We start from the raw sequence: 20,280 nt of genomic DNA, 5'->3' as shown, positions 1-20,280 counted from the left end.
CTTCGGGAATCGCCCCGAGGGGCCCGTTCGCATGCATTGCGGCTTTCGGGTGCTTTTGCCCAGAGATCATCAAATCGGCGCGTCGCTGTCCGTTTTGAGATATTTCTGATTAACCTCCCGTAACTGTAAGAAGTCGATCTAGCACAGATCGCAACCCACTTCACTCCACCGGAGATGACATGCACAAGCTTCGCAAGGCTGCCGTCCTGGTCGCGGCCGTCGGCAGCATCGCCCTCATGAGCGGCACCGCCCACGCCGGCCAGGACGGCTGGGGAGGCAAGGGCGGCGGGGAACGCAGCGACAAGTTCAGCGTCCTGCAGAGCTCCAACTGCAAGTCCCACGACCTGAACCTGGACGTCCTCGGCGAGGTCGGCATCCTCAACGGCCTCCTGGGCAACGCGCTCAACGGCGAGGGCGACCCGGGTGCCCAGTCGACCCACATCGGCTCGACCATGGGCTGCAACAACAGCGCCTTCTGAGCGCACGGTCGCACGGGCGACTAAAAGCGGGAAATAATACCGGCCCCGAGCCTCAGGCTCGGGGCCGGTTCCTTTTTGTGCATGTATGGGCATTCAGAGTGACAGGAATTCTGAATTCGGCGCGTCGCCGATTGGCCTTGGTTATTTCGTATTAGCCTCCATAACCGTACGAAGTCGATCTGTCACGGATCGCATCCACTTCATCACCCCACCGGAGATGACATGCACAAGCTCCGCAAGGCTGCCGTCCTGGTCGCCGCCCTCGGGAGCATCGGGCTCCTGAGCGCCGGCGCCGCCCATGCCGACCAGGGCTGGCGCAAGGGCGGCGACGGCGACCGCTTCAGCGTTCTGCAGAGCACCACCTGCAGGTCGCACGACGGCAACGTCGACGTCCTCGGCGAGGTCGGCATCGCCAACGGTCTGGGCGGCAACCTGCTGAACGGCGAGGGCAACGCGGGGGCGCAGCAGTCGTCCCTCGGCTCGAGCATGGGCTGCAACAACGCCGTCGGAAAGTAAGTAGAAAAGTCGGAAAGTAAGCAGAAAAGCCCGTAGGGATATTCCCCGGTGTCCCGGCCGCAGGCCGTGGGCGCCGGGGAATTCCATGTCAGCAGAAGGCCCGTGCGGTCCATAAAGCCGAAATGCCGGTCCGGGAGTGCTCCCGGACCGGCATTTCCTGATCGCCCATCAGAACCTGATGTGCGGCTTCTTGAACTTCAGCTTCGGAGCCTGGGGCTTCCTGACCTGAGGCTTCTTGAAGCCCTTGGGCAGCTCCATGTTGTTGGAGCAGTCCACAGCCGGCCCGACGTTCTTGGTTCCGCCGCCCAGCAGGTCGTCGTCAGTGAACAGCACGCGCGGCCGGTCGTTGACCGAGCAGTCCCGCGTCTGCTTGACGGCGTGGGTGCCGCGCTTGTCGTCCTGGGTCTCGCTCTTGCGCATGCAGATGGTGTCGCCCAGAACGGTGTTCCGGCACTCGCTCTTGGGTTCATCGGCGTGCGCGTGCGCGGCGCCGACGCAGATCACGGCGAGACTTCCGACGAGTCCCGAGACGGTCGCGATCTTCTGCCGAGTGAACATGGCTCGTGTTCCTTTGCACTGGAGGCCCGGGCGCCGACGCCATGGAACGGCGCGCACCCGGGCCTTGGAGAAAGCCGAACGTGGGACCCAGCGCCTTGACGCCTTGTCGGGCGCGTCCGGCGACGACACGGCCGCAGCCCGGACGCGCACCCTGAGGTGTCTGCCGCGCGTCCGGGCTGCCTTCGCCATGGGGTATTACTCAGCACACCGGCGAACAGTCCGAGTTGATCCAGGACAGGGACGTTCTGTTCGTGCGATGTGCATGTCGTGCTCCAAAGGGGCGTCGATGCGCTACGACCGCAGCGCGCTCAACGTGCGCATCGAGACCTTGGGGGTCTCCTTTACTGCTGCTGCTGGCCACCGTCGGCCGGAGCGGAGTACTGGCCGTAACCTTCCTCGGGCGCGGGGGCGTCCTTGTGGCCACCGTCACCCGGCTGGGGAGTGAAGTAACCGCCCCACGTGGCCACGGCGTTGGCCGACGAGTTGGCCACCGCGTTGATCTGCGGAGGGGTGTCGTCGTAGCCGCCGGCGAAGCTGACGCCGACGCCGAGGGTGGACAGTCCCGCAACCGCCGCGGCTACGACTGCGGCGCGCTGAAACTTACGCATGGTTTGACCCTTTCTTACCCGGGCAGGAAGCCCTGGCTTGACTACTTAGTGTGAGCATATACACACCGTCGGTAGCAATTTGGGATCTTTCCATTCGTCGTGTCGGATTACGGGGAGAATGCCGCCGGAAGGTTCCGCCCGCAGCAGCCTCAGCCCAACAGGTCGGACACCTCCGGCTTGTCACCCCTGTCGGGCGTCACACCCTTACAGGTCACCTCGGGTCCGATCCGCATCGTCCCGTTGCCGAGGGCCGCCGGCAGCAGCAGGGGCTGCATCGGCATGCAGTTCTCCTGGTGGGGGATGGTCGCACCCTCGGGCAGTTCGCCCTGGATCCGCTGGATGCAGCTGACGTTGCCCTGGAGGTCGCGCGTGCAGACGCCCGGGCCGGCCATGGCGTAGGGCTGGGCGAGACCGGCGCAGGTCACCGCGAGGCCGCCGACAAGCCCCGAAACGGCCGCGATCTTCTTTCTACTGAGCATGTGATGCGTTTCCTTTGTGAGGGGTGCCCGGGCGCCGTGTGCCGCGAACCGGCCACGCCGGGCTCTGTCTTCGTCTCGAGATCCAGGCAACCGGCCCGGCGTGCACGGAACCCTTCGGGGGGCGACCCGAAGGGTTCCGCGGAAGGCGTCGCACGCGATGACGCCGTCGACCTCAGCCAGTGAAAGCGTTGTTGAACTGACCGCAGGTGGTGTCCAGGGTCTGGGCGAAACCCAGAACGCCGACCGGGAGGTTGCCGTCGGCCACCGTCTGCGGGCTGCACTCCTGGTAGGGGCGGTAGAGGTCGTTCACCTCCAGCCCGCCGCCGCCGTGAGCGTAGGCGGTACCGGCGACACCGCCGACGGCGGACAGACCGCCGGCCGCCACTGCTGCGATCACGACCTGCTGAAGCTTGCGCATGGAACCCTCGGCTCTTCTTGCTTGTACGTCGAGGCTGATTGCCTACCGTGACTGGCTGAACACTAGCAGTAGCGATACTCGGTATTCCACTTTGGCGGATATCCGTGTCCAAAAGGGGACATGAGCGCGAATGCATTCCCCGGTGATGACAACTACCGCCGCACTACGGCGGATTGCCGCCGAATACACCAACACGAATGCAGGAAAAGGCAGTTGTATTACGAGAAGGTCGGCTCCGCGGCCCGGACGCGATCGGGTGCGGGCACGGACACGACGAGCTCCCGCAGCGCCTCGGTGTACCGCCGGATGTTCTTGTACGCGAGGTCGGTGTCGGGGTAACGGCAGGCGAGCCACAGGCCTTCGTGCAGCCGGTTGACCCAGACGCACACCTGGTCGCCGTACGACACCCGGATCAGCCCGTATGCCTTCTGCTCGGTCCAGCGGGCCGAGCCCGGGACGACGCGGGCGTCGACGTACGAGACGATCGAGTACAGGTCGGGCGAGGTCGGGCGGAAGTCCGTGCCGAGCAGGCGCAGTACCCGGGCCAGCGGAATCCGCGCCAGCGAACGATTGGCCTGCAGTTCGGCGCGGACCGTGGCGAGCGCGGTGTCGAAGTCCCGTGCCGCGGGCACCTCGATGGGCGCGCCGCCGACGTACCAGCCCACGGAGTCGGACCACGCGGATTTCGCCCGGGTGTGGAACGGCATGACCGTGCGGTAGACCGGCTGCCCGCCGAGCTGGTGCACGATGAGGCTGGTCGCGGCGAGTACGCCCACCATGGTGCCGCCGTAGGGCCGGCAGTACGCCTCGAACGCGGCGGCGGTGTCCGCGTCGACGAGCGGCTCACGCAGCAGTTGCTGGGCGGGCAGTGCGCCACCGGGCCGCAGCCCCAGGCCGACGGGCAGGGCCGGGAGTCGTCCGCCGCACCGGGCGATGAACTCCCGCCAGCGGGCGACGATCGTGTGGGTGTCGTCGATGCCGTCCGCGTTCGCCCGCTCCTGCTCGCAGAAGTCGACGTAACTGCTCACGGCATGATCGGCCACCGGCCGGCCCGCGAGGCCCGCCAGGTACAACTCGCTGATCTCGTCCGGGATGCGCTGGACGGAGTAGGCGTCGACGTTGGTGTGGTCGAAGGCCAGGTACACACTGGTGGAATCGTCCCGGACGACCGCCGCGTAGATGAGGTTCGGCCAGCCGAGCGCGTCCGCCTCGGCATCGAACCGGTCCTGCAGATACCGGGCCAGGGTGGCCGCGTCGGCGAAGTCGCCCACCACCTCGCGGCGCAGCGACACGTCGTCCTCGTCGAGCGTGAACCGGTGCATGTCGTCGCCGGCCCATCGGAAGCCGCTGCGCAGCGTCTCGTGCCGCAGCGTCCAGCCGCGCAACGCCCCTTCCAGCGCGCCGAGTTCGGCTCGGCCCGGCAGATCGAACGCCGCGCCGATCCAGGTCGGCACGAACAGTCCGTCCTCGCGCACCGACCGGGCGGTTCTGATGTGTGACTCCTGGATGTACGCCGGCGGCCGCGGATCCGGCGGCAGCGCTGCCGCGGCGGCGACGGTCGCCGGGCTGAACGTCCACTCGACGAGCCGGCCGGGCCGGACTTCGCAGCGCTGAATGTCAGAAATTCGCACGGGAGCGTCTCCTTCGCAGAAGACACAGACTTGATCAAGGGCAGCCGGGATCGGGGGGTGGGTTGCCGTGTCGTCGGCTTTTCAGCGGGACGTGTGACACCTCGAACGGCAAAGCGAACGCATGCTCGTGCGCGGCGAGTTGGCAGACTCCCGGAAGTCCGGAGAGGAGCACCGGTGACTCAGGCACCGGCGCTCCTCCCGTGTGACGTCCACCGGAACGCGGCCTCACTCGTACCGGTAGATCCCGCTCAAGTCCTCCAGCTGGTCCGGCGTCACGTCCCACGGCGGCAGCCGCTCATGCCGGGCCACGATCCGGCCGTGCTGGGCGTCGCGCGCGCCGGGCGGCTCGGCCGGGAGGTAGCGGTGCTCGCGGTGCCGCTGCTGCCAGCGGGTCCACTGCAGGTCGACGAAGGAGTGGTGCAGCCAGAAGACGGGGTCGTTGACGGAGGCGCCGCCGACCATCACTCCGCCCACCCAGCGGTGCACCCGGTTGTGGTTGTGCCAGGAGACGCTGCCCCGGCCCTGCCCCCACCCCTCCAGCCTGTTGCGGAACCCCCTGGTGACCGTCGAGTCCCAGGGCGCCGTGTCGTAGACCGGGTCGGCCAGCGCCGACTCCAGGTCACGGGCGGTCGGCAGCTGGATCGGGTTGCGGGCGCGGCCGAGGTCGCGGGTGAGGTACTGCCGGTCGGTCACCCCCTCGGTGATCTTCCAGTGGCCCGCCCGGTAGGCGAACGGACCGGTCATCACCTGCCGGTCCGAGCGCCGCCCGTTGCCGCCCATCAGGTCGTCGGTCCACGGCAGCGACATGGCCGTGCGGTCGCGGGTCCAGTCCCAGTACGGCACCGTCACCGACGCGTCCACCCGGCGCAGCGCCCGCTCCAGTTCCAGCACGAGCTTGCGGTGCCAGGGCAGGAAGGAGGGCGTCATGTGGGCGGTGCGCAGCCCGCGTTCACCGTCGGGGGTGTTGTACTTGATGTGCATCCGTACGAACTCGTCGTACTCACCGCGCCGTTTGACCTCCAGCAGGGCTTCCACGAACCGGCGCCGCTCGCTGCGGGTCAGCGCGCTGATGTTCTTACGCGTGTACACCATGCCCGCCTCCCCCGTGCTCCGGTCCGCCGCCCATCGGTCCCGGTGCCAGGTCGCGCACCTGCTCGTCGGGGCCCAGCTCGTCGACCGCTCCCCGGGCCGCGGCGAGCGGGGTCGCGTACGAGCGGTAGTGGTCGACCATGCTCAGCCAGCTGCCGTCGGCACGGCGCATCAGGTGCAGGGGGCGGCCGTCGATCGTGACCGTCCACTGGGCGCCGGCGGCCCGGCCGGGGGCGCGGACCTCGGCGCCGCGGATGTGGCGCCCCCGGTAGGTCTCGTCGAAGGCGCCGGCCTGCCGGCCGTCGTCCGGGGTGTGCGCGGGCCGTCCGCAGGCCGTGACCACGGGGGCGAGCGCCACGCCGACGGCCGAGGCGAGCAGCCTCCGCGTCACGTCCCGCCGCGTTCTGTCCCGGGGCCGCGCTCCGCCCGCGACCGGCGTCCCGCGCTGCCCGCCCCCCGGCACTCCGCCGACGCCAAGAACCATCGTTCACTCCTCGTCCGGTTCGGTTGTCGATGCCGTAACCGACGGACGGCCCGGCCGGTCACCGACGTGCGGCCGGACCGGTGACCCGGGCGCCGGGCCGGGCCTGCCGCGGGGGCCTTGCCGCAGGGCCGCGGAGAACCGCCGTCGGCGGGACCGGCCGGGCGGGACGGCCCAGGGCGGCGCGGCACAACAGGCGCGTGTCGGCGGCGGCCGAAGTCACCGCGCGACCTTATCCGCACCGGACGGGACGGCCCGGTGCGCGCTCACCCGGTCGGAGGACGGCGGCCCGCGCTCCACACGATCGAGGGACGTGCGGGCCTCTCCCGACCGGGCGTCGCAGGGGCGCCCCTCGACCCTGGTATCGGGGGGCGCCCCTCGACCCTCGCCCCTGGGCCGCCGCTGCGGTACGGCCCAGGTCGGTGCCTCGTCAGCAGGCCGGCAGATCACCTTGGCGACGGTGTCCCCGGCGGGCCGGACGCGGGTGGTGGCCTGATCGGTGGGGAGCAGGCCGTTGCCGGTCGTGCGGGTGGGCCGCCCATGGACCTTCCTTTCACCGGTGCGTCGGATCGCTGATGCGTCGGTTCCTGAGCCCACCGTGAGATCACCCGTCGGCTTCGGCAACCGGTCGGGCTCATTCCGGTGAACGCCCCGTCCGTTCGGGGCACGGCGTCCGCACGACGGCCGAGGCCGCTCACGGTCGGGAAGGGCGGGCAGGGACGGGCAGGGGCGGGCAATCGGGTGAATTCTCCGGCATTCCACGCCTCTCGGTATCTTCGGGCCTTCATATCTCGTTCACAGTTCGCAGGTCGTGGCGAGTGTGAACGTGCGGCATCACGGTCCCCTGCGGCGACCTGCGGAACCCGGCAATCGAAGAAGGCCGGATCAGCGGCCGACGCCGGCTTCCCCTTCCCGCCTGAGAGAAAGACAACGAGAGTGCGACAGACCCTGACCAAGGGATTGGTCGTGGCCGCCGCCGCGACAAGCGCCCTGACTCTGTCCGGCACATGGGCGTTCGCGGACTCCGGTCCGCAGGCGACAGGGGCAGACTCACACACGGTGCTGTCGGGCGATACGGCTCCCCAGCAGGCCATCCCCGGTGAGTCAAGTGCCCTGAGGGCGATCGCTCGCGCACAGGCCGCCCTGCGGCAGACGCACAGGGAGGCGGGGTACACGGCCCCGGCCTCCGACAGCCCCACGACGAAGGCGAGCGACCAGGGCTACGGCTCCGACGACGACTCCAGTGCCGGCTCCACCGCCGCCGGCTCCACCGCCGCCGGCTCCACCGCCGCCGGCTCCACCGCCGCCGGCTCCAACAGCGCCGGCTCCAACTCCGGATACGGCGACGACGAGCCGGGGTACGGGTCCTCGTGCGCCTGCTACGGCGAGGACACGCCCACGCCTCCCCCCACCAAGGCGGTCCCGCCACCACCCCGCAAGCACACCCCGGCCCCCAAGCCCGTCCCGGTGAAGGCGCCGCCCGTGAAGCGGACTCCGCCGCCCCCGGAGCTGGCCAAGACCGGTACGGAGACCACCTCCGGAGCCATGGCCGCCAGCGGTGCGCTGCTGGCCGCCGGAACCGTCCTGTACCGGCGAGGCCGGGCCGCGGCCCGTCGGTAGCGCACCGGGTGCCGGACACCTCGTGCCCGGCACCCGTGCCCGGACCCGCCGGCTGCACTTCCGTCCGCTGCGCCGCCCGGTCGGGGAGCGCGGCGGACGGACGAGCCTGCCGGTGGGCCTCGGCTCACGCTCGTCCGTCGAGGGCGTCGAGCAGCTCCGCCGACCGGGGTGACGCGACCTTGCGGGTGAAGAACATCCGGGAGGCTTCGATCGCCGGGAGATCGGCGAGGGTCCGCGTGCCCTTGAGCAGCCGGTCCAGGTGGTGGAAGTTGGTGAAGTCGGCGGTGCCGCGCCCGGCCCTCGGCCGCAGGACCGGGTCCTCCACCTCCTCGCGCCAGCCACTGTTCCAGACGAGCGTGTGGAAGAACATCTCGTCGGGCGCGTGCGTCGTACGGAACAGGTTCTCCCAGCGGGGGTCCTCCGCCTTGCCGAGCAGGTCCGCGACGCAGTCGGCGGTCAACGCCGTCCACTGGCTGCCCGCCACCGGCTCGATGTCACCGAACACGGAGGGCCTGCGCCGGGGGGTCAGCTCCGAGATCCCCCTGCGCAGCAGGGCGCGGGGGAGATAGGTGAGCCCCGGTCCGGTCGGCACGGCGTCGAGACACCAGCGCTTGAGGACACGGCCCGCGGTGGTCCTGTCGTCGAGCACCGCGGCCGCCCGGCAGTGCTGCCGGAACGGCGCCGAGGCGAGGTGTGCGGCGAACGCGTGCACCGGCCGGGCGGGGTAGCACTGCCCGGACAGCAGAACGATGTGGTCGCAGGGCTGCGCGAGCTCCAGTGCCGTGCGGTACAGGGCGAGCGTCGCGCGGACCACCGAGAAACCTCCCCACCGGACGGCGACGCGGTCACGGACGTACGTGGTGCGCGGCACCCCCGCGAAGTCGGCGGCGCGCGACCGTGCGTCCACGTGGACGACCACCGGGTACGGCGCCAGCCGCTCGGCCAGCCGCGCGAACAGCTGCGGCTCGGTGTGGGCGAGCACGGCAAATACCGGCATCGTTCTCTCCTCCCTCGGTCCACCGGCTTCTCCCCCACGGTGATCGCGAGGCCATGGGACGCGGTGCGGGCTCGCTGGCGCGCGGAGGGGATGTCCCCCGAATGGCGCGTCGCCGAAGGCCGCACCGGCGCCGCCCGGTGAAGCCGGCGAGGGAGGACCCCCGACGTCGTCACACGGCGTGGCCGAGCGGCATGGTGAAGCGCAGGGGCTGGAACATCTCGGCGTGGGCGCAGCCGACCCTGCTGCCGTGCAGGACGGCCCGCGCACGGACCGCCTCGGCCCCCAGCTCGGTACGGCTGTCGACCTGGGAGGCGTGCGCTGCGAGGAGGGCGGTCTTCCGCTCGATCACCGGGCTGATGTCCACACTGATGCCCGACGACAGCAGGGGGGACCGGGGAGACTCGTACAGCAGTACGTTGTCCAGGCGCCGAGCGGCGATCCTGAGGGCCTGGTGCGTCCTGACGTGGTCCTGGTGGATGTCCTCCGGCAGATGCGCGTAGACCAGGTCGGGGGCCGCGTTCGCGATCTCCTCCTCGAGGCGGCTCACCAGCTCGCGCAACGGCCCGAGTTCGCCGTCGGGCCGGTGCAGCATCACCGCCTTGGCGCCCAGGAGCTGTGCGGCGTGGTCCTGTTCGGCGGCGCGCACCACGGCGTTCCCGGCGAGGGCTCCGTCACTGACGACGACCAGGGTGATCGAGGCGCCATGCGCCGCGTGCCGCAGGAGGGCACCTCCACAGCCGAACTCGATGTCGTCCGGGTGAGCTCCGACCGCCAGCACTCTGTTCCACATAAGCGCCCCTCAGATGCGGCTGATGGTTCCTCAATGTCCTGATCGTACACATATGATCCGCTTCTCACACTGTCCTCACACACGCCTCTCGCGCACCTCCGTCACCGACCACAACCTCGTACCGAATGACATTGTTTTGTGAAGAATGCCTGATATAAGTAGTGGCCGATGAGAGCGACTGGGGGCTTCTGAAGGAGAGCCATGGGGCGGTCCACCAACGCGGTGTCTGGGCAGGCGCCCTTCTCCACGCCGTACAAGACGCTTCACCGCGAAGGCACACGGGTTCATGGGTACGGCGCGCTCTCCGTCTGTGTGGATCTCGTCGGGGCGGCACTGCCCGTGCCGGCGGCGATCCTCCAGGGCCGCGAGCCGCGTGCGCTGCTCCTGGCCGCTGCCACCGCCGCGTTGTGGCCGCTGATCGGGGTGGCGAGCAAGCGCTACGCGTCCGGGGTCGGGGCCGACGCGGCCGATCTGCGGGCCGTCCTGAGGGACTGGCTGATCCTGGTCGGCGCCCTGGCCGTGCTGCGGGTGCTGTGCGGACCGGACAACGGCCCCCTCGAGGCCTTCACCGCACTGCTGCCCGCGCTGGTGCTCACCGCGACCTGCCAGAAGGTGATCCGCCGCCGGCTGCGGGCCGCACGCAGGGACGCCCGCGTACTGCACCGCGTGCTGGTCATCGGCGAAGGCCCCCTGGTGGACGCCGTGGTCGCGCAGCTCGCCCAGCGCACCGACCACGGATACGTCATCGTCGGCGCCTGTGCGGTGGGCGAGCATCCGGTGTCCTCGGGTGTCGCCGTGTGCGTACGGCTGACCGGCGAAGCGCCGCAGCCACCGGAGACGGACGCGGCGGGGGTGCTCGGCGCCGTCGACGAACTGGCGGCCGACCTGGTCTTCGTGGCGGTGAGCCGCCATATGTCGGGCGAGCGGCTGCGCCGGCTGTCCTGGGCGCTGCACGACCGGGGCTGTCCCCTCGTCGTGCTGCCCGGCATCGTCGACGTCGCACGGCGCCGGCTGCGGGCGACCTCTGCCGCCGGGCTGACGATGCTGCACATCGCACCGCCCGCGCGCCGCGGGATCGCGGCCCTGTTCAAGGCCGTCGTGGACCGGGTGGGCGCGCTGCTGCTGATCGTCCTGCTCTCCCCCCTGCTGCTGGGCGTGGCCCTGGCGGTGCGGCTCGGCTCACCCGGTCCCGCCCTGTACCGGCAGACGCGCGTGGGCCGGTGCAACACGCACTTCTCCATGTGGAAGTTCCGCACGATGGTGGTGGGCGCGGACCGGCTCAAGAGCGAGCTGGAAGAGGCGAACGAGAACGACGGGCACATGTTCAAGTTGCGTCGTGACCCGCGGATCACCCCCGTCGGGCGCGTCCTGCGCCGTTACTCGCTCGACGAGCTGCCCCAGCTGTTCAACGTCCTGCTCGGCCATATGTCCCTGGTCGGGCCGCGCCCTCCGCTGCCCGAAGAGGTCGTCAAGTACAACCCGGTGGAGCGGCGCCGGCTCACCGTCAAACCGGGTCTGACGGGGCTGTGGCAGGTGAGCGGACGAGCGGACCTCTCCTGGAACGAGACCGTCGCGCTCGATCTGCGGTACATCGACAACTGGTCCCTGGCCGGGGACGTCAACGTGATGGCCCGCACCGTGCGAGCGGTACTGGACGGCCAGGGCGCCTACTGAAAGGTACAGCGTCATGGCAGCGACATGGTCTCTGCGCGGCTTCACCGGTGCCGGATACGACAAGGGGCGGCCCCTGCTCGTCCAGGCCGCCTGGTTCGCCGTCCAGCACCTCGTCTTCGTCAAGTGGTGGTGCCCGGACCGCTGGCGGCCGCCGCTGCTGCGGGCCTTCGGCGCCCGCATCGGACAGCGGGTGCTGATCCGGCAGGGGGTGCGAGTGCACTGGCCCTGGAAACTGGAGATCGGCGACGACGTGTGGATCGGCGACTCGGCCTGGATCATCAACCTGGAGCCCGTCACCATCGGCAGCGACTGCTGCGTCTCGCAGGACGCGCTGCTGTGCACGGGCAGTCATCTGCGCCGTTCCCCCACGTTCGAGTACGACAACGGCCCCGTCCGCCTGGAGCCGGGCAGCTGGGTCGCCGCGCGGGCGGTCGTCCTGCGCGGCGTCACCGTGGGCCGGGGCGCCGTGGTGGGCGCCGGCGCCGTGGCCCACCGGGACCTGGCGCCGGGCACCGTCCTGACGGCGGGCGGCACGCAGGGGGCGACCGCGTCCGCATCCATGAAGGAGGTCAGGGCATGAGAGTGGTCCAGGTGGTCACGCTCGTCAGCGACGACGGGACCTTCGGCGGCCCGCCGAGCGTGGCGCTCGCCCAGCTCCAGGAGCTGGCCGGACGCGGTCACGACGTACGGCTGGTGTCGTTGTGGCGGGGTGCGGCGCCGGCTCCGCCGCGCATCGGCACCGTCCCCTTCGTCTCCCGCCGGGCGCGGACCCTCGTCCCCGGTCAGGGGTGCCTCGGCCTCATGCACCCCCTGCTGCCGTGGGACCTGTGGCGGGCCATGGGACGCGCCGACGCCGTGCACCTCCATGTGGGAAGGGACCTCGTGTCCCTGGCCGCGCTCGCCGTCGCCCGGCTGCGGCGCGTCGACTTCGTCGTCCAGACGCATGGCATGGTCGAGCCCCGGACCGGTGTGGTCGCGCGCGTCTTCGACAGCGTCTACGTCCCCCTGCTGCGGCGGGCGCGCCGCTGTCTCATCCTCACCGAGCGGGAACGGCGGTCCCTGTCCACGGTCCTCGGCACCGGGCACCCGCCGCTGGTGACGCTGGCCAACGGTATGCGGGTATCCCCGCACGCCCGCCACGAGCAGCCACGCGACACCCACGAGGTGATCTTCCTGGCCCGGCTGCACCCGCGCAAACGCCCCGAGGCGTTCGTGGAAATGGCGGCCCTGGTCCACAAGGAGATCCCGGAGGCGCGGTTCACCCTCTACGGCGCCGACGAGGGATCGCTGGGGCAGGTGCACCAGCTCATCGCCGACCGGGGGCTGACCGACGTGGTCCGCTACGGCGGCCCGCTGGAACACTCCGCGGCGCTGGAGGCCTACCGCGGGGCGGCCGTGTACGTCCTGCCCAGTGTGCACGAGCCCTTCCCCATGACGGTTCTGGAAGCACTGGCCGAAGGAACGCCCGTCGTGTGCACGAGCAGCTGCGGCATCGCCGAGGAACTGGCGCACCGGCAGGCCGCGATGGTCACCGACGGCACCCCGGAGGCCCTGGCCGAGGCGGTGAGCACCCTCCTCACCGACGAAGCCCTGCGCCACCGCCTGACCCACGCCGGCCACCGGGCCATCGAGGAGACCTTCTCCATCCACGCGGTGACGGACCGCTTGGAGGGTCTCTACCGGGACCCATCCCGGTAGAGACGTCGCTGCTGGTGGGAGGATCGCGCGGCCGGGGGCTTGCGGGGGGGCTGCTTGCCGGGGGGCGCTCGGCCGGGGCTCTGCCGGCGGGGTTGCTGACGGCAGGGTTGCTGACGGCAGGGCGGTACTGCCTGCGCGGGCTGCCGGGGCGGGGTCCCCTGACCCCTGGGATCATCCGTCCGATGGGACGGTGCCGGGTGCCCCGCCGCGCCGGCCGGAGGTGGTGGCTGCCGTTCTGAGGATGTGCTCGAAGCGGGAGGCGGAGGCATCCAGGGCGAACTCCCGCTCGGCCAGGACGCGGCTCCGCTTGCCCAGGGACGCGGCGTGTTCGGGGTCGGACAGGACGTCCCGGACCCATGCGGCGGCACCCTCCAACGAGGACTCGTCCGGTGGGAAGACCGCCGAGCCGGCCTCACGCAGCAGCTGGGCGGCCAGATTGTCCGCGGGCATCAGACCGAGCACCGGCCGCCCGGCACACAGGTACGACAGAGTCTTCGACGGGACCGAGAACATCCCGGCGTCCCCTTCGAGGAGGACGACGAGTACGTCGCCGGTGCCCAGGACTTCGGGCAGCCGCCGGTACGGCTGGAAGGGCAGCAGCGTCAGCTCGACCCCGCGCGCGGCGGCGGCCTCCTTGAGGACGGGCACCGCCGGGCCTTCGTTGACGACCACGAGACGCACCCGCTCGCCCCGCTGCCGCAGACGCTCCGCCAGCCGCACCAACAGCACGGGGTTGTGCTTCAGGCCCAGCGTGCCGGCGTAGAGCAGGGTTTTCACATCGCTCAACCGCTGCTCGTCCGACCATGCGTTGGCCCTGGCCACCGGGACGATCTCGTCCAGCGGCGCCCAGTTGGGGATCACCGTGGCCTTGTCGGCGGTGCCCCACTGCCGGTGCACCCGCAGGAAGGAGTCGGCGATCACCACGATGGCCGCGGCCTGCCGTGCCGCCCACTTCTCGCCGGCGCCGAACACCTTCGCCGCGACACCCATCGCGCCCGCCACATCGGCGGCGGCGAAGCGCTGGAGCGCGACCGCGGTGATGTCCTGGTGCCACAGCACCCAGGGGACACGCAGCCGCTTCAGGACCGCCGCGGTCACCACGAGGACCGGGATCGGCAGGTTGGACAGCAGCGCCACCTCGGGCCTGGCCCGTGCGACCTGCCGGGCCAGCTCGACGCCCAGCCGGGTCTCCTGGCAGAGCCGGTGCGCATAGGCCTGTTTCCTCAGCACCGTGCGCTCCCCGATGGTGGTGAAGCGCAGGCCGGCCACGTCCGCCCCGAGGTCGCCCTTGCCGCTGAGATAGGCCGCGCAGGTCGAGTGGACCACCGCGTGCCCGCGGCGTGCCAGCTCCCGGCTGAGCTGGGCCTGGAAGGGATGACCGCTGTAGTCGTGAACGAAGATCCTCATGGGCCTGTCGCGTCCTCGCACCGTCGGCTCAGCCGTGCGAGCGCTTCACCTGGTCGTAGACCCAGGCGTAGGTCCGCTCCAGGCCGTTGAGCAAGGGGACCGAGGGTTCCCAGCCGTAGATCTCGCGGATCAGGGTGTTGTCGGAGTTGCGGCCACGCACGCCCTGCGGGGCGTCGAGCCGGTAGCTGCGCTCGCAGCGGATGCCCGCGATCTGCTCGGCGAGGTCGACGAGCTGGTTGATGGTCACGAGTTCCGAGGAGCCGAGGTTGACCGGTACGCCGCTGTCCCCACGCATGATCATCTGGGTGCCGTGCAGACAGTCGTCGATGTACATGAACGAGCGGGTCTGCTGTCCGTCGCCCCAGATCTCGATCCGGTGGTCACCGCTGAGCACGGCCTGGGCCACCTTGCGGCACACCGCGGCCGGGGCCTTCTCGCGGCCACCCGCCCATGTGCCGTGCGGGCCGTAGACGTTGTGGTAGCGGGCGACGCGGGTGGTGAACCCGTAGTCCTCCGCGTAGTGCCGGCACATGCGCTCCGAGAAGAGCTTCTCCCAGCCGTAGCCGTCCTCCGGCTGTGCCGGATAGGCGTCCTGCTCCTTCAGCGCGGTGACGTTCGGGTCCGTCTGCTTGCCGGCGGCGTAGACGCAGGCGGAGGAGGAGTAGAAGTAGCGCTCGGCACCGGCCTCGTGCGCGGCCTGCAGCATGTGGGTGCTGGTGAGCACCGACATCATGCACGCGGCCTTGTTGTTCTCGATGAAGCCCATGCCGCCCATGTCCGCGGCCAGCATGTACACGCACCGGGCGCCCTGGACGCCGCTGCGTGCGCCGTCGAGAAGCGAGAGGTCCGCGATCACGTTCTCGGCGTCCTCGTGGACCTGGTACCAGGCGCGCAGGGGCTTGATGTCGATGGAGCGGACCGTCAGTCCCTGGGCCAGGAGGGCGCCCACGAGGTGCCCGCCGATGAATCCCCCGCCACCGGCAACGACGGCGTCGACCTGCTTGTTCATGGACAACTCCTCTGGTGAAGGGGGGACCTGAGGGAGGGCCGGCCGTGCCGGCACCCGGCTTCCGCTCGCCCAGAGTATTCATTTCTGTCCTATTTGCCCCGCATTGGCGCGCCCTGGATGATTTACGGCATAACGGCGCTATATATCGGCCAGTGAGGTTTCCGCAGCAGCAGTCGTCGACCACGAAAGTCCCGATGCGGGACACGGGCGTGCGCAGTGTGCCCGCGGTCTGCGTCTGGGCCGTCGTCCTGACCGTCCTGCTGCCGGTGCTGGTCCTGCGACCGCACAACGGACCTGTTCCGACGGCGCTCGCGCTGCAGGCTGTCGTCGTGGCGCACACCGGTGGCGCCCTCACCCGCGTGCTCACCGCACCCAGGGTCCGGCTCGTCGGCCTCGGCTTCTGGATGTTCTCCTACATCTGGTTCGGGCTGGCCCCCCTGCCGATGCTCACCTCGGACACCTACCCCTGGCCGTACCGGGCCGACGCGCAAACCTCCCTGCGGGCCGTGGCGGTGGTCGAGCTGGGGCTGCTCGCCTACAGCGCCGGAACCGCCCTCGCCGCCCGGCGTGCACACCTGCACGCCGCCCGGCCCGGCCTGCTGGAACGGCTGCTGACCCGCCGCCTGGCCCCCTGGCGCGTCCTGGTGCTGTGCGGATGCGCCCTGGCACTGGCAGCGCTGCTGCTGCACGGCCAACCAGGCGGAATCGGCGCCTACTTCACCAGCCGCGAGGCCATCAACGAAACCGGCGCCCTGGACGAGGCACCGGACGCCTTCCTGCAGCCGCTGCGCAGCTGGTCCCTGTCCGTGCCCGCGTTCTGGGGCCTGCTGAGCCTGCTGCGCCTGCCGCGCCTGCCGGACGGCGACCGCCTGCTGCGCGGCCTGCGGTGGCTGCTGCTGCCCCTGCTCGCCGCGGTGAACGTCATCGTCAACAACCCCATCAGCAAGCCGAGGTTCTGGGCCGGCACGGTGTTGCTCACACTGCTGTTCAACGTGCCCCGGCTGAGCCGGCCCCGGGCCACCCGCGCGCTCGCCGTCGCCGTACTCGCCACGGTGCTCGTCGTCTTCCCCTACAGCGACTACTTCCGCTACGACGACCGGCACGCGGTCTCCGTCGTCTCGCTGTCCGAGCAGTTCACCACCAAGGGCGACTACGACGCCTTCCAGCAGGTGCAGACCGGCCTCGACTACGCGCACGACAAGGGGATCTCGCCCCGAAAGGCGCTCGGCCCGCTCCTCTTCATGGTGCCGCGCTCGGTATGGCCGGACAAACCCGACGACACCGGTATCGCGCTGGCGCAGTACGCGGGTTACGACTTCCTCAACCTGTCGGCGCCCCTGTGGATCGAGAGTTACCTGTGGGCCGGCCCGCCCGCGGTCGCCCTTGTGTTCCTGCTGCTGGGCGCGGCAGGACGCCGTATGGACGAGGTGCGCGACCGCCTGCTCGGCCGGCCCGGCACCCTGGCCGTCCTGCTGGTACCCGCCTTCGCCTTCTACCAGTTGATGTTCCTGCGCGGCAGCCTGCTCGGCATCAGCGGCCCGATGCTGCTGCTGCTGACCGTCCCGCTGCTGATCTCCACGCCGGCCCGCCGGGCCGTTGGACTCGCCTCACCGGCGCTGCCATCCGCCCCCACCCCGCACACCTCACCCTCGCACGCAGGAGGACACCTGTGACCGGCCCCATCCCCTTCGACGACCGTTTCGACGAACCGGAACAGCTCCGCGAGCAACTGCGCCTGCTCCTTCGCCACCGCGTCGCGTTGGCGCTGGGAGTCGCCCTGGGCCTGCTCGGCGGGCTGGCCGTGGCGTGGTACGGCGCCGGCACCTACAGCTCCGCCAGTGAGGTCCTCGTCCGCGCCGGCGCCGACCCGTTCGGCTCGGTCAGCGCGCCCGCCGACAACCAGATCAGCATGAGCACCGAGCAGCAGATCGCCGCCGGTGCCACCGTCGCCGTCCGTGCGGCGCACACCCTGGGCCAGCCCGACAGCCGGGCCGCCGCACTCCAGAAGCATCTGCGGGTCACCAACCCGGGCAAGTCCCAGGTGCTCCGCTTCGAGTTCACCGCCGGCGCTCCGGGGCGCGCGGCGCGCGGCGCCAACGCCTTCGCCGAGGCCTACCTCGCCGACCGCGAGAGCCGTGGCGACGCGGCCGTACAGCGGGCCGTCGCCGGTATGAACGAGCAGATCACGGCGCTGACCCGGCAGGCGAAGAAGGAAGCGGCCGACGATGCCGGCACCTCCCCCGCGAAGAGCGAGATCAACAGCCTGCGCAAGCGCGTGTCAGAGATCAGCTCCCGTGACACCGACGGCGGCGACATCGTCCGCAGGGCCGCCGCGCCCGCCAGGCCCTCGGGCCCGGGGGTACCGGCCCTGGTCGTCGCCGGCCTGGCCGGCGGCGTCGTACTGGGCATCCTGCTGGCCTGGCTGTGCTCGGCCTTCGACCGCCGGGTCCGGTCGGCCCGCGAGGTGCAGGCCGTCCTGCGCGCACCCGTGCTGGGCGTCCTGCCCCACGAGCGCCGCTCGGGGGGCGTTTCGCTGACGGTCGGCCGTACGGGCGGCGCCCGTGCCCAGGCCTTCCGCTCGGTGGCCTACCGCCTGGCGCGGACCGGGCTTTCCGGGGGTGGCGGCTGCCTCCTCGTGGTGGCCCCGCGGCGCCATGACGCCGCCGGGACGGTCGCCGCGAACCTGGCCGCGGCCTTCGCGGAGTGCGGACGGCAGGCGGTGCTGGTGGACGCCGACCCCGACGCGCCCGCTCTCGCGGCGCGCCTGCCGCTGGTGCCGGAGGCGGAGCGCGCCGGGCAGGAGACGCCGCTGCCCGAGGGGGGTGTCCTCGTCGACGCGGGGTCCGCGGGACGGTTCGCCCTCTGCTCCAGCGGCAGCACCGGCGTGCCCCTCCAGGCCGAGGTGTCCCGGACGATGGAGCAGATGGCATCCGGCACCGGTTCGCCCGTCACGGTCGTCGCCGCCAGGCCCCTGCTGGAGCACCCGAACGCGCTGGCCGTCGCCGAGGACTTCGGCGGTGTCCTGGTCGTCACCGGACGGGACACCCGGCGGGAGGACCTCCGGCAGGTGAGCGAACTCATCGGCTGCTCCGGCGGACGCCTGCTGGGCGCCGTGGTGGACGCCGGGCGCGCGCGGCGAGGCCTCACCGCCGCTGTGCTCCGCCGGGTCAGGCCCCGTTCCCGGGCCGAGGGCGTCCTGCCGGCCACGCAGCGTGCGGGCCAGCACGACACCCTCACGGTCACCCGGGGATGACGGCGCCCGGGACGGCCCCTCCCGCCACCGCCGGGGCCGGCGCCCGCAGCACGGTCGCCGCCGCCGCGCGGGGCGGGGTGTGGGGTGCGGTGGGTTCCGGTACGAACGCCGTGTTCGCCTTCCTCCTGGTCGGCCTGATCACCCGGGCGGTCGGAGCCCACGGGGCCGGAGCGATCTTCGCCGGCGTCGCCCTGTTCACCATTGCCAGCAATGTCTGCAAGCTCGGCGCCGACACCGGGCTCGTCCGCTACATCCCCGGTGATCTCGCCCTCAACGACGGCCGCTCGGTGGGCTCCCTGCTGCGCATGGCGGTGCTGCCGGCCCTGGCGGCCTCCACCGCGGCGGCCCTGGTGCTGCTGTGGTGCCCCGCGGTGGCGACCACGCTGCTGCCGCATCTGCCGCGCGCCGACGCGCTCCAGCTGATCCGGTTCTTCGGACTGGTCCTGCCGGCCGCCACCGTCAGCCTGATCCTGCTCGGCGCCACCCAGGGGTACAGCACCGTGGTGCCGTTCGTCTCCGTGGAGCAGATCGGCAAGCCCGTGCTGCGGGTGCTGATCGCGGTGCCCGTGGCGTACTGGGCGCCCGGGATGCTGTCCCTGGCGGCGGCGTGGCTGCTGCCGGCGCTGGCCGGCCTCGCCGCCGCATGGCTGGGCCTGCGCCGCTGCCGGGCCCCCCGCCCCAGGACCGCCCTCGCGGGCGGAGCGTCCGTTTCCTGGCGGGAGTTCTGGGCCTTCTCCGCCCCCCGCGCGGTCTCCTCCGTCTTCGACATCAGCGCGGTATGGGTCGGGGTCCTGCTGCTGTCGGCGCTGGCCACGGACGCCGAGGCGGGCATCTACACCGCCATCGGCCGTGTCGTCACCGCGGGCACCCTCCTCCAGCTCGCCGTCCGGCTGGCCGTGGCGCCCCAGCTCAGCCGGCTCCTCGCGGTCGGCGAGTTCGCCGAGGCGCAGCATCTGCACCGCACCTCGACCTGCTGGATCGTCCTGTTCTCCTGGCCGCTGTTCGTTCTGATCGCCGGCTTTCCCCGCACCGTTCTCGCGGTGTTCGGGCCGGAGTTCACCCAGGGGGCGCCCGCGCTGGTCATGCTGTGTGCCGCCGCCGTCGTCAACGTGGCGGTCGGCAACGCGCAGACCGTGCTGCTCATGGCCGGGAAGAGCTCGTGGCACCTGGCCTGCACCGCCGCGGCGTTCACGGTGCAGCTCACCGTGGGCCTGCTCGCCGTGCCCCGGTGGGGCATCCTCGGCGCGGCCGTCTCCTGGGGTACGGCCATCGTGGTGGAGAACCTCTCGGCCGCCCTGCTGGTCCGGCTGCGCCTCGGCTTCAGGACCGTGGCCGCCGGTTACACACGCGCCTTCGGAATCGCCGTGGCCGTCTCGGTGGTGCCGGCAGGCGTGCACACCCTGTCGGGTGACACCCCGTCAGGACTCGCACTCAGCCTGACTGTCGGAATGTCCGTATTTGGTACTTTTTTGTGGCGATACCGTACGCCTCTGGGAGTAAGCGAGCTGGTCCAGGTGCTGCGCCGTCGCACCGTATGAGGCATTGCCCCTCAACCTGCCCGCCCCTTTCCTTC

The 20,280-nt window shown here is 71.1% G+C and carries 20 protein-coding genes; 9 read left to right on the top strand and 11 right to left on the bottom strand.

Features of this window, described 5'->3' with window-relative positions:
• Positions 1 to 179: 179 nt before the first annotated feature.
• Complete coding sequence (locus ABZ624_RS13685) at positions 180 to 479, top strand: hypothetical protein (protein WP_360086686.1); 300 nt, start codon at positions 180 to 182, stop codon at positions 477 to 479.
• A gap of 222 nt (positions 480 to 701) precedes the next feature.
• Complete coding sequence (locus ABZ624_RS13680; protein WP_360086683.1) at positions 702 to 995, top strand: hypothetical protein; 294 nt, start codon at positions 702 to 704, stop codon at positions 993 to 995.
• A gap of 168 nt (positions 996 to 1,163) precedes the next feature.
• Here ABZ624_RS13680 and ABZ624_RS13675 read toward each other — a convergent pair whose 3' ends face one another.
• From ABZ624_RS13675 to ABZ624_RS13645, 7 genes are all read right to left on the bottom strand, one after another.
• Positions 1,164 to 1,553 carry a hypothetical protein gene (locus ABZ624_RS13675; protein ID WP_360086680.1) on the bottom strand — a complete coding sequence of 130 codons (390 nt, stop codon included), beginning with the start codon at positions 1,551 to 1,553 and terminating at the stop codon, positions 1,164 to 1,166.
• A gap of 341 nt (positions 1,554 to 1,894) precedes the next feature.
• A complete protein-coding gene (locus ABZ624_RS13670; RefSeq protein WP_360086677.1) occupies positions 1,895 to 2,161 on the bottom strand; it encodes a hypothetical protein in 267 nt (88 codons plus the stop codon).
• A 149-nt stretch (positions 2,162 to 2,310) separates the two neighbouring features.
• Positions 2,311 to 2,640, bottom strand: coding sequence for a hypothetical protein (locus tag ABZ624_RS13665; protein ID WP_360086674.1), 330 nt, complete (start codon positions 2,638 to 2,640; stop codon positions 2,311 to 2,313).
• Positions 2,641 to 2,812: 172 nt separating this feature from the next.
• Positions 2,813 to 3,058, bottom strand: coding sequence for a hypothetical protein (locus tag ABZ624_RS13660; protein WP_360086671.1), 246 nt, complete (start codon positions 3,056 to 3,058; stop codon positions 2,813 to 2,815).
• A gap of 218 nt (positions 3,059 to 3,276) precedes the next feature.
• Positions 3,277 to 4,689, bottom strand: coding sequence for a condensation domain-containing protein (locus tag ABZ624_RS13655; protein ID WP_360086668.1), 1,413 nt, complete (start codon positions 4,687 to 4,689; stop codon positions 3,277 to 3,279).
• A 225-nt stretch (positions 4,690 to 4,914) separates the two neighbouring features.
• A complete protein-coding gene (locus ABZ624_RS13650) occupies positions 4,915 to 5,781 on the bottom strand; it encodes a tyrosinase family protein (protein WP_360086665.1) in 867 nt (288 codons plus the stop codon).
• Positions 5,765 to 6,262 (bottom strand): tyrosinase family oxidase copper chaperone, encoded by a 498-nt coding sequence (locus ABZ624_RS13645; protein ID WP_360086662.1) that lies wholly within the window; start codon positions 6,260 to 6,262, stop codon positions 5,765 to 5,767. Before ABZ624_RS13645 ends, ABZ624_RS13650 begins: the two co-directional genes overlap by 17 nt.
• A 933-nt stretch (positions 6,263 to 7,195) precedes the next feature.
• Here ABZ624_RS13645 and ABZ624_RS13640 point away from each other — a divergent pair.
• Positions 7,196 to 7,879 carry an LPXTG cell wall anchor domain-containing protein gene (locus tag ABZ624_RS13640; protein ID WP_360086659.1) on the top strand — a complete coding sequence of 228 codons (684 nt, stop codon included), beginning with the start codon at positions 7,196 to 7,198 and terminating at the stop codon, positions 7,877 to 7,879.
• Between the two features lie 124 nt (positions 7,880 to 8,003).
• On the opposite strand, the gene ABZ624_RS13635 is transcribed toward ABZ624_RS13640, so the two are convergent.
• Positions 8,004 to 8,876 carry a beta-1,6-N-acetylglucosaminyltransferase gene (locus ABZ624_RS13635; RefSeq protein WP_360086656.1) on the bottom strand — a complete coding sequence of 291 codons (873 nt, stop codon included), beginning with the start codon at positions 8,874 to 8,876 and terminating at the stop codon, positions 8,004 to 8,006.
• A gap of 169 nt (positions 8,877 to 9,045) precedes the next feature.
• A complete protein-coding gene (locus ABZ624_RS13630; protein ID WP_360086653.1) occupies positions 9,046 to 9,666 on the bottom strand; it encodes a PIG-L deacetylase family protein in 621 nt (206 codons plus the stop codon).
• A gap of 201 nt (positions 9,667 to 9,867) precedes the next feature.
• Here ABZ624_RS13630 and ABZ624_RS13625 point away from each other — a divergent pair, with 201 nt between their 5' ends.
• From ABZ624_RS13625 to ABZ624_RS13615, 3 genes are read left to right on the top strand one after another with little or no spacing between them, the layout of a single operon-like run.
• Positions 9,868 to 11,340 carry a sugar transferase gene (locus ABZ624_RS13625; protein ID WP_360086650.1) on the top strand — a complete coding sequence of 491 codons (1,473 nt, stop codon included), beginning with the start codon at positions 9,868 to 9,870 and terminating at the stop codon, positions 11,338 to 11,340.
• 13 nt (positions 11,341 to 11,353) lie between these two features.
• Positions 11,354 to 11,920, top strand: a complete 567-nt coding sequence (locus ABZ624_RS13620) for a DapH/DapD/GlmU-related protein (RefSeq protein ID WP_360086647.1) — start codon at positions 11,354 to 11,356, stop codon at positions 11,918 to 11,920.
• Entirely contained in the window at positions 11,917 to 13,038 is a 1,122-nt protein-coding gene (locus tag ABZ624_RS13615) for a glycosyltransferase (protein WP_360086644.1), read from the top strand. The genes ABZ624_RS13620 and ABZ624_RS13615 overlap by 4 nt, the downstream gene beginning before the upstream one ends.
• A gap of 171 nt (positions 13,039 to 13,209) precedes the next feature.
• Here the strand turns inward: ABZ624_RS13615 and ABZ624_RS13610 are convergent, their stop codons facing one another.
• The gene (locus ABZ624_RS13610; RefSeq protein ID WP_360086641.1) at positions 13,210 to 14,445 is read right to left on the bottom strand and encodes a glycosyltransferase family 4 protein; all 1,236 of its coding nucleotides are present in this window, start codon (positions 14,443 to 14,445) and stop codon (positions 13,210 to 13,212) included.
• A 28-nt stretch (positions 14,446 to 14,473) separates the two neighbouring features.
• A complete protein-coding gene (locus tag ABZ624_RS13605) occupies positions 14,474 to 15,454 on the bottom strand; it encodes an NAD-dependent epimerase/dehydratase family protein (protein ID WP_360086638.1) in 981 nt (326 codons plus the stop codon).
• A 194-nt stretch (positions 15,455 to 15,648) separates the two neighbouring features.
• Here ABZ624_RS13605 and ABZ624_RS13600 point away from each other — a divergent pair, with 194 nt between their 5' ends.
• Genes ABZ624_RS13600 through ABZ624_RS13590 form a run of 3 tightly spaced genes read left to right on the top strand, consistent with a single transcriptional unit; the run spans position 15,649 to position 20,245 of the window.
• A complete protein-coding gene (locus tag ABZ624_RS13600; protein ID WP_360086635.1) occupies positions 15,649 to 17,127 on the top strand; it encodes a hypothetical protein in 1,479 nt (492 codons plus the stop codon).
• Positions 17,124 to 18,707, top strand: a complete 1,584-nt coding sequence (locus ABZ624_RS13595) for a hypothetical protein (RefSeq protein WP_360086632.1) — start codon at positions 17,124 to 17,126, stop codon at positions 18,705 to 18,707. The genes ABZ624_RS13600 and ABZ624_RS13595 overlap by 4 nt, the downstream gene beginning before the upstream one ends.
• Positions 18,704 to 20,245 (top strand): oligosaccharide flippase family protein, encoded by a 1,542-nt coding sequence (locus tag ABZ624_RS13590; protein ID WP_360086629.1) that lies wholly within the window; start codon positions 18,704 to 18,706, stop codon positions 20,243 to 20,245. The genes ABZ624_RS13595 and ABZ624_RS13590 overlap by 4 nt, the downstream gene beginning before the upstream one ends.
• Positions 20,246 to 20,280 lie beyond the last annotated feature (35 nt).

Origin of the sequence: Streptomyces sp. NPDC007205 (genome assembly GCF_040634095.1) — a bacterium.
GTDB lineage: Bacteria > Actinomycetota > Actinomycetes > Streptomycetales > Streptomycetaceae > Streptomyces.
This window is presented reverse-complemented; position numbering and strand designations above follow the sequence as displayed.

Bases quoted from the DNA above. Each gene is read 5' to 3' on its own strand.
- ABZ624_RS13620 (WP_360086647.1), top strand. From the start codon at position 11,354: ATGGCAGCGACATGGTCTCTGCGCGGCTTCACCGGTGCCGGATACGAC.
- ABZ624_RS13605 (WP_360086638.1), bottom strand. From the start codon at position 15,454: ATGAACAAGCAGGTCGACGCCGTCGTTGCCGGTGGCGGGGGATTCATC.
- ABZ624_RS13680 (WP_360086683.1), top strand. From the start codon at position 702: ATGCACAAGCTCCGCAAGGCTGCCGTCCTGGTCGCCGCCCTCGGGAGC.
- ABZ624_RS13600 (WP_360086635.1), top strand. From the start codon at position 15,649: ATGCGGGACACGGGCGTGCGCAGTGTGCCCGCGGTCTGCGTCTGGGCC.
- ABZ624_RS13610 (WP_360086641.1), bottom strand. From the start codon at position 14,445: ATGAGGATCTTCGTTCACGACTACAGCGGTCATCCCTTCCAGGCCCAG.
- ABZ624_RS13590 (WP_360086629.1), top strand. From the start codon at position 18,704: ATGACGGCGCCCGGGACGGCCCCTCCCGCCACCGCCGGGGCCGGCGCC.
- ABZ624_RS13645 (WP_360086662.1), bottom strand. From the start codon at position 6,262: ATGGTTCTTGGCGTCGGCGGAGTGCCGGGGGGCGGGCAGCGCGGGACG.
- ABZ624_RS13615 (WP_360086644.1), top strand. From the start codon at position 11,917: ATGAGAGTGGTCCAGGTGGTCACGCTCGTCAGCGACGACGGGACCTTC.
- ABZ624_RS13660 (WP_360086671.1), bottom strand. From the start codon at position 3,058: ATGCGCAAGCTTCAGCAGGTCGTGATCGCAGCAGTGGCGGCCGGCGGT.
- ABZ624_RS13635 (WP_360086656.1), bottom strand. From the start codon at position 8,876: ATGCCGGTATTTGCCGTGCTCGCCCACACCGAGCCGCAGCTGTTCGCG.
- ABZ624_RS13630 (WP_360086653.1), bottom strand. From the start codon at position 9,666: ATGTGGAACAGAGTGCTGGCGGTCGGAGCTCACCCGGACGACATCGAG.
- ABZ624_RS13625 (WP_360086650.1), top strand. From the start codon at position 9,868: ATGGGGCGGTCCACCAACGCGGTGTCTGGGCAGGCGCCCTTCTCCACG.
- ABZ624_RS13685 (WP_360086686.1), top strand. From the start codon at position 180: ATGCACAAGCTTCGCAAGGCTGCCGTCCTGGTCGCGGCCGTCGGCAGC.
- ABZ624_RS13665 (WP_360086674.1), bottom strand. From the start codon at position 2,640: ATGCTCAGTAGAAAGAAGATCGCGGCCGTTTCGGGGCTTGTCGGCGGC.
- ABZ624_RS13650 (WP_360086665.1), bottom strand. From the start codon at position 5,781: ATGGTGTACACGCGTAAGAACATCAGCGCGCTGACCCGCAGCGAGCGG.
- ABZ624_RS13675 (WP_360086680.1), bottom strand. From the start codon at position 1,553: ATGTTCACTCGGCAGAAGATCGCGACCGTCTCGGGACTCGTCGGAAGT.
- ABZ624_RS13670 (WP_360086677.1), bottom strand. From the start codon at position 2,161: ATGCGTAAGTTTCAGCGCGCCGCAGTCGTAGCCGCGGCGGTTGCGGGA.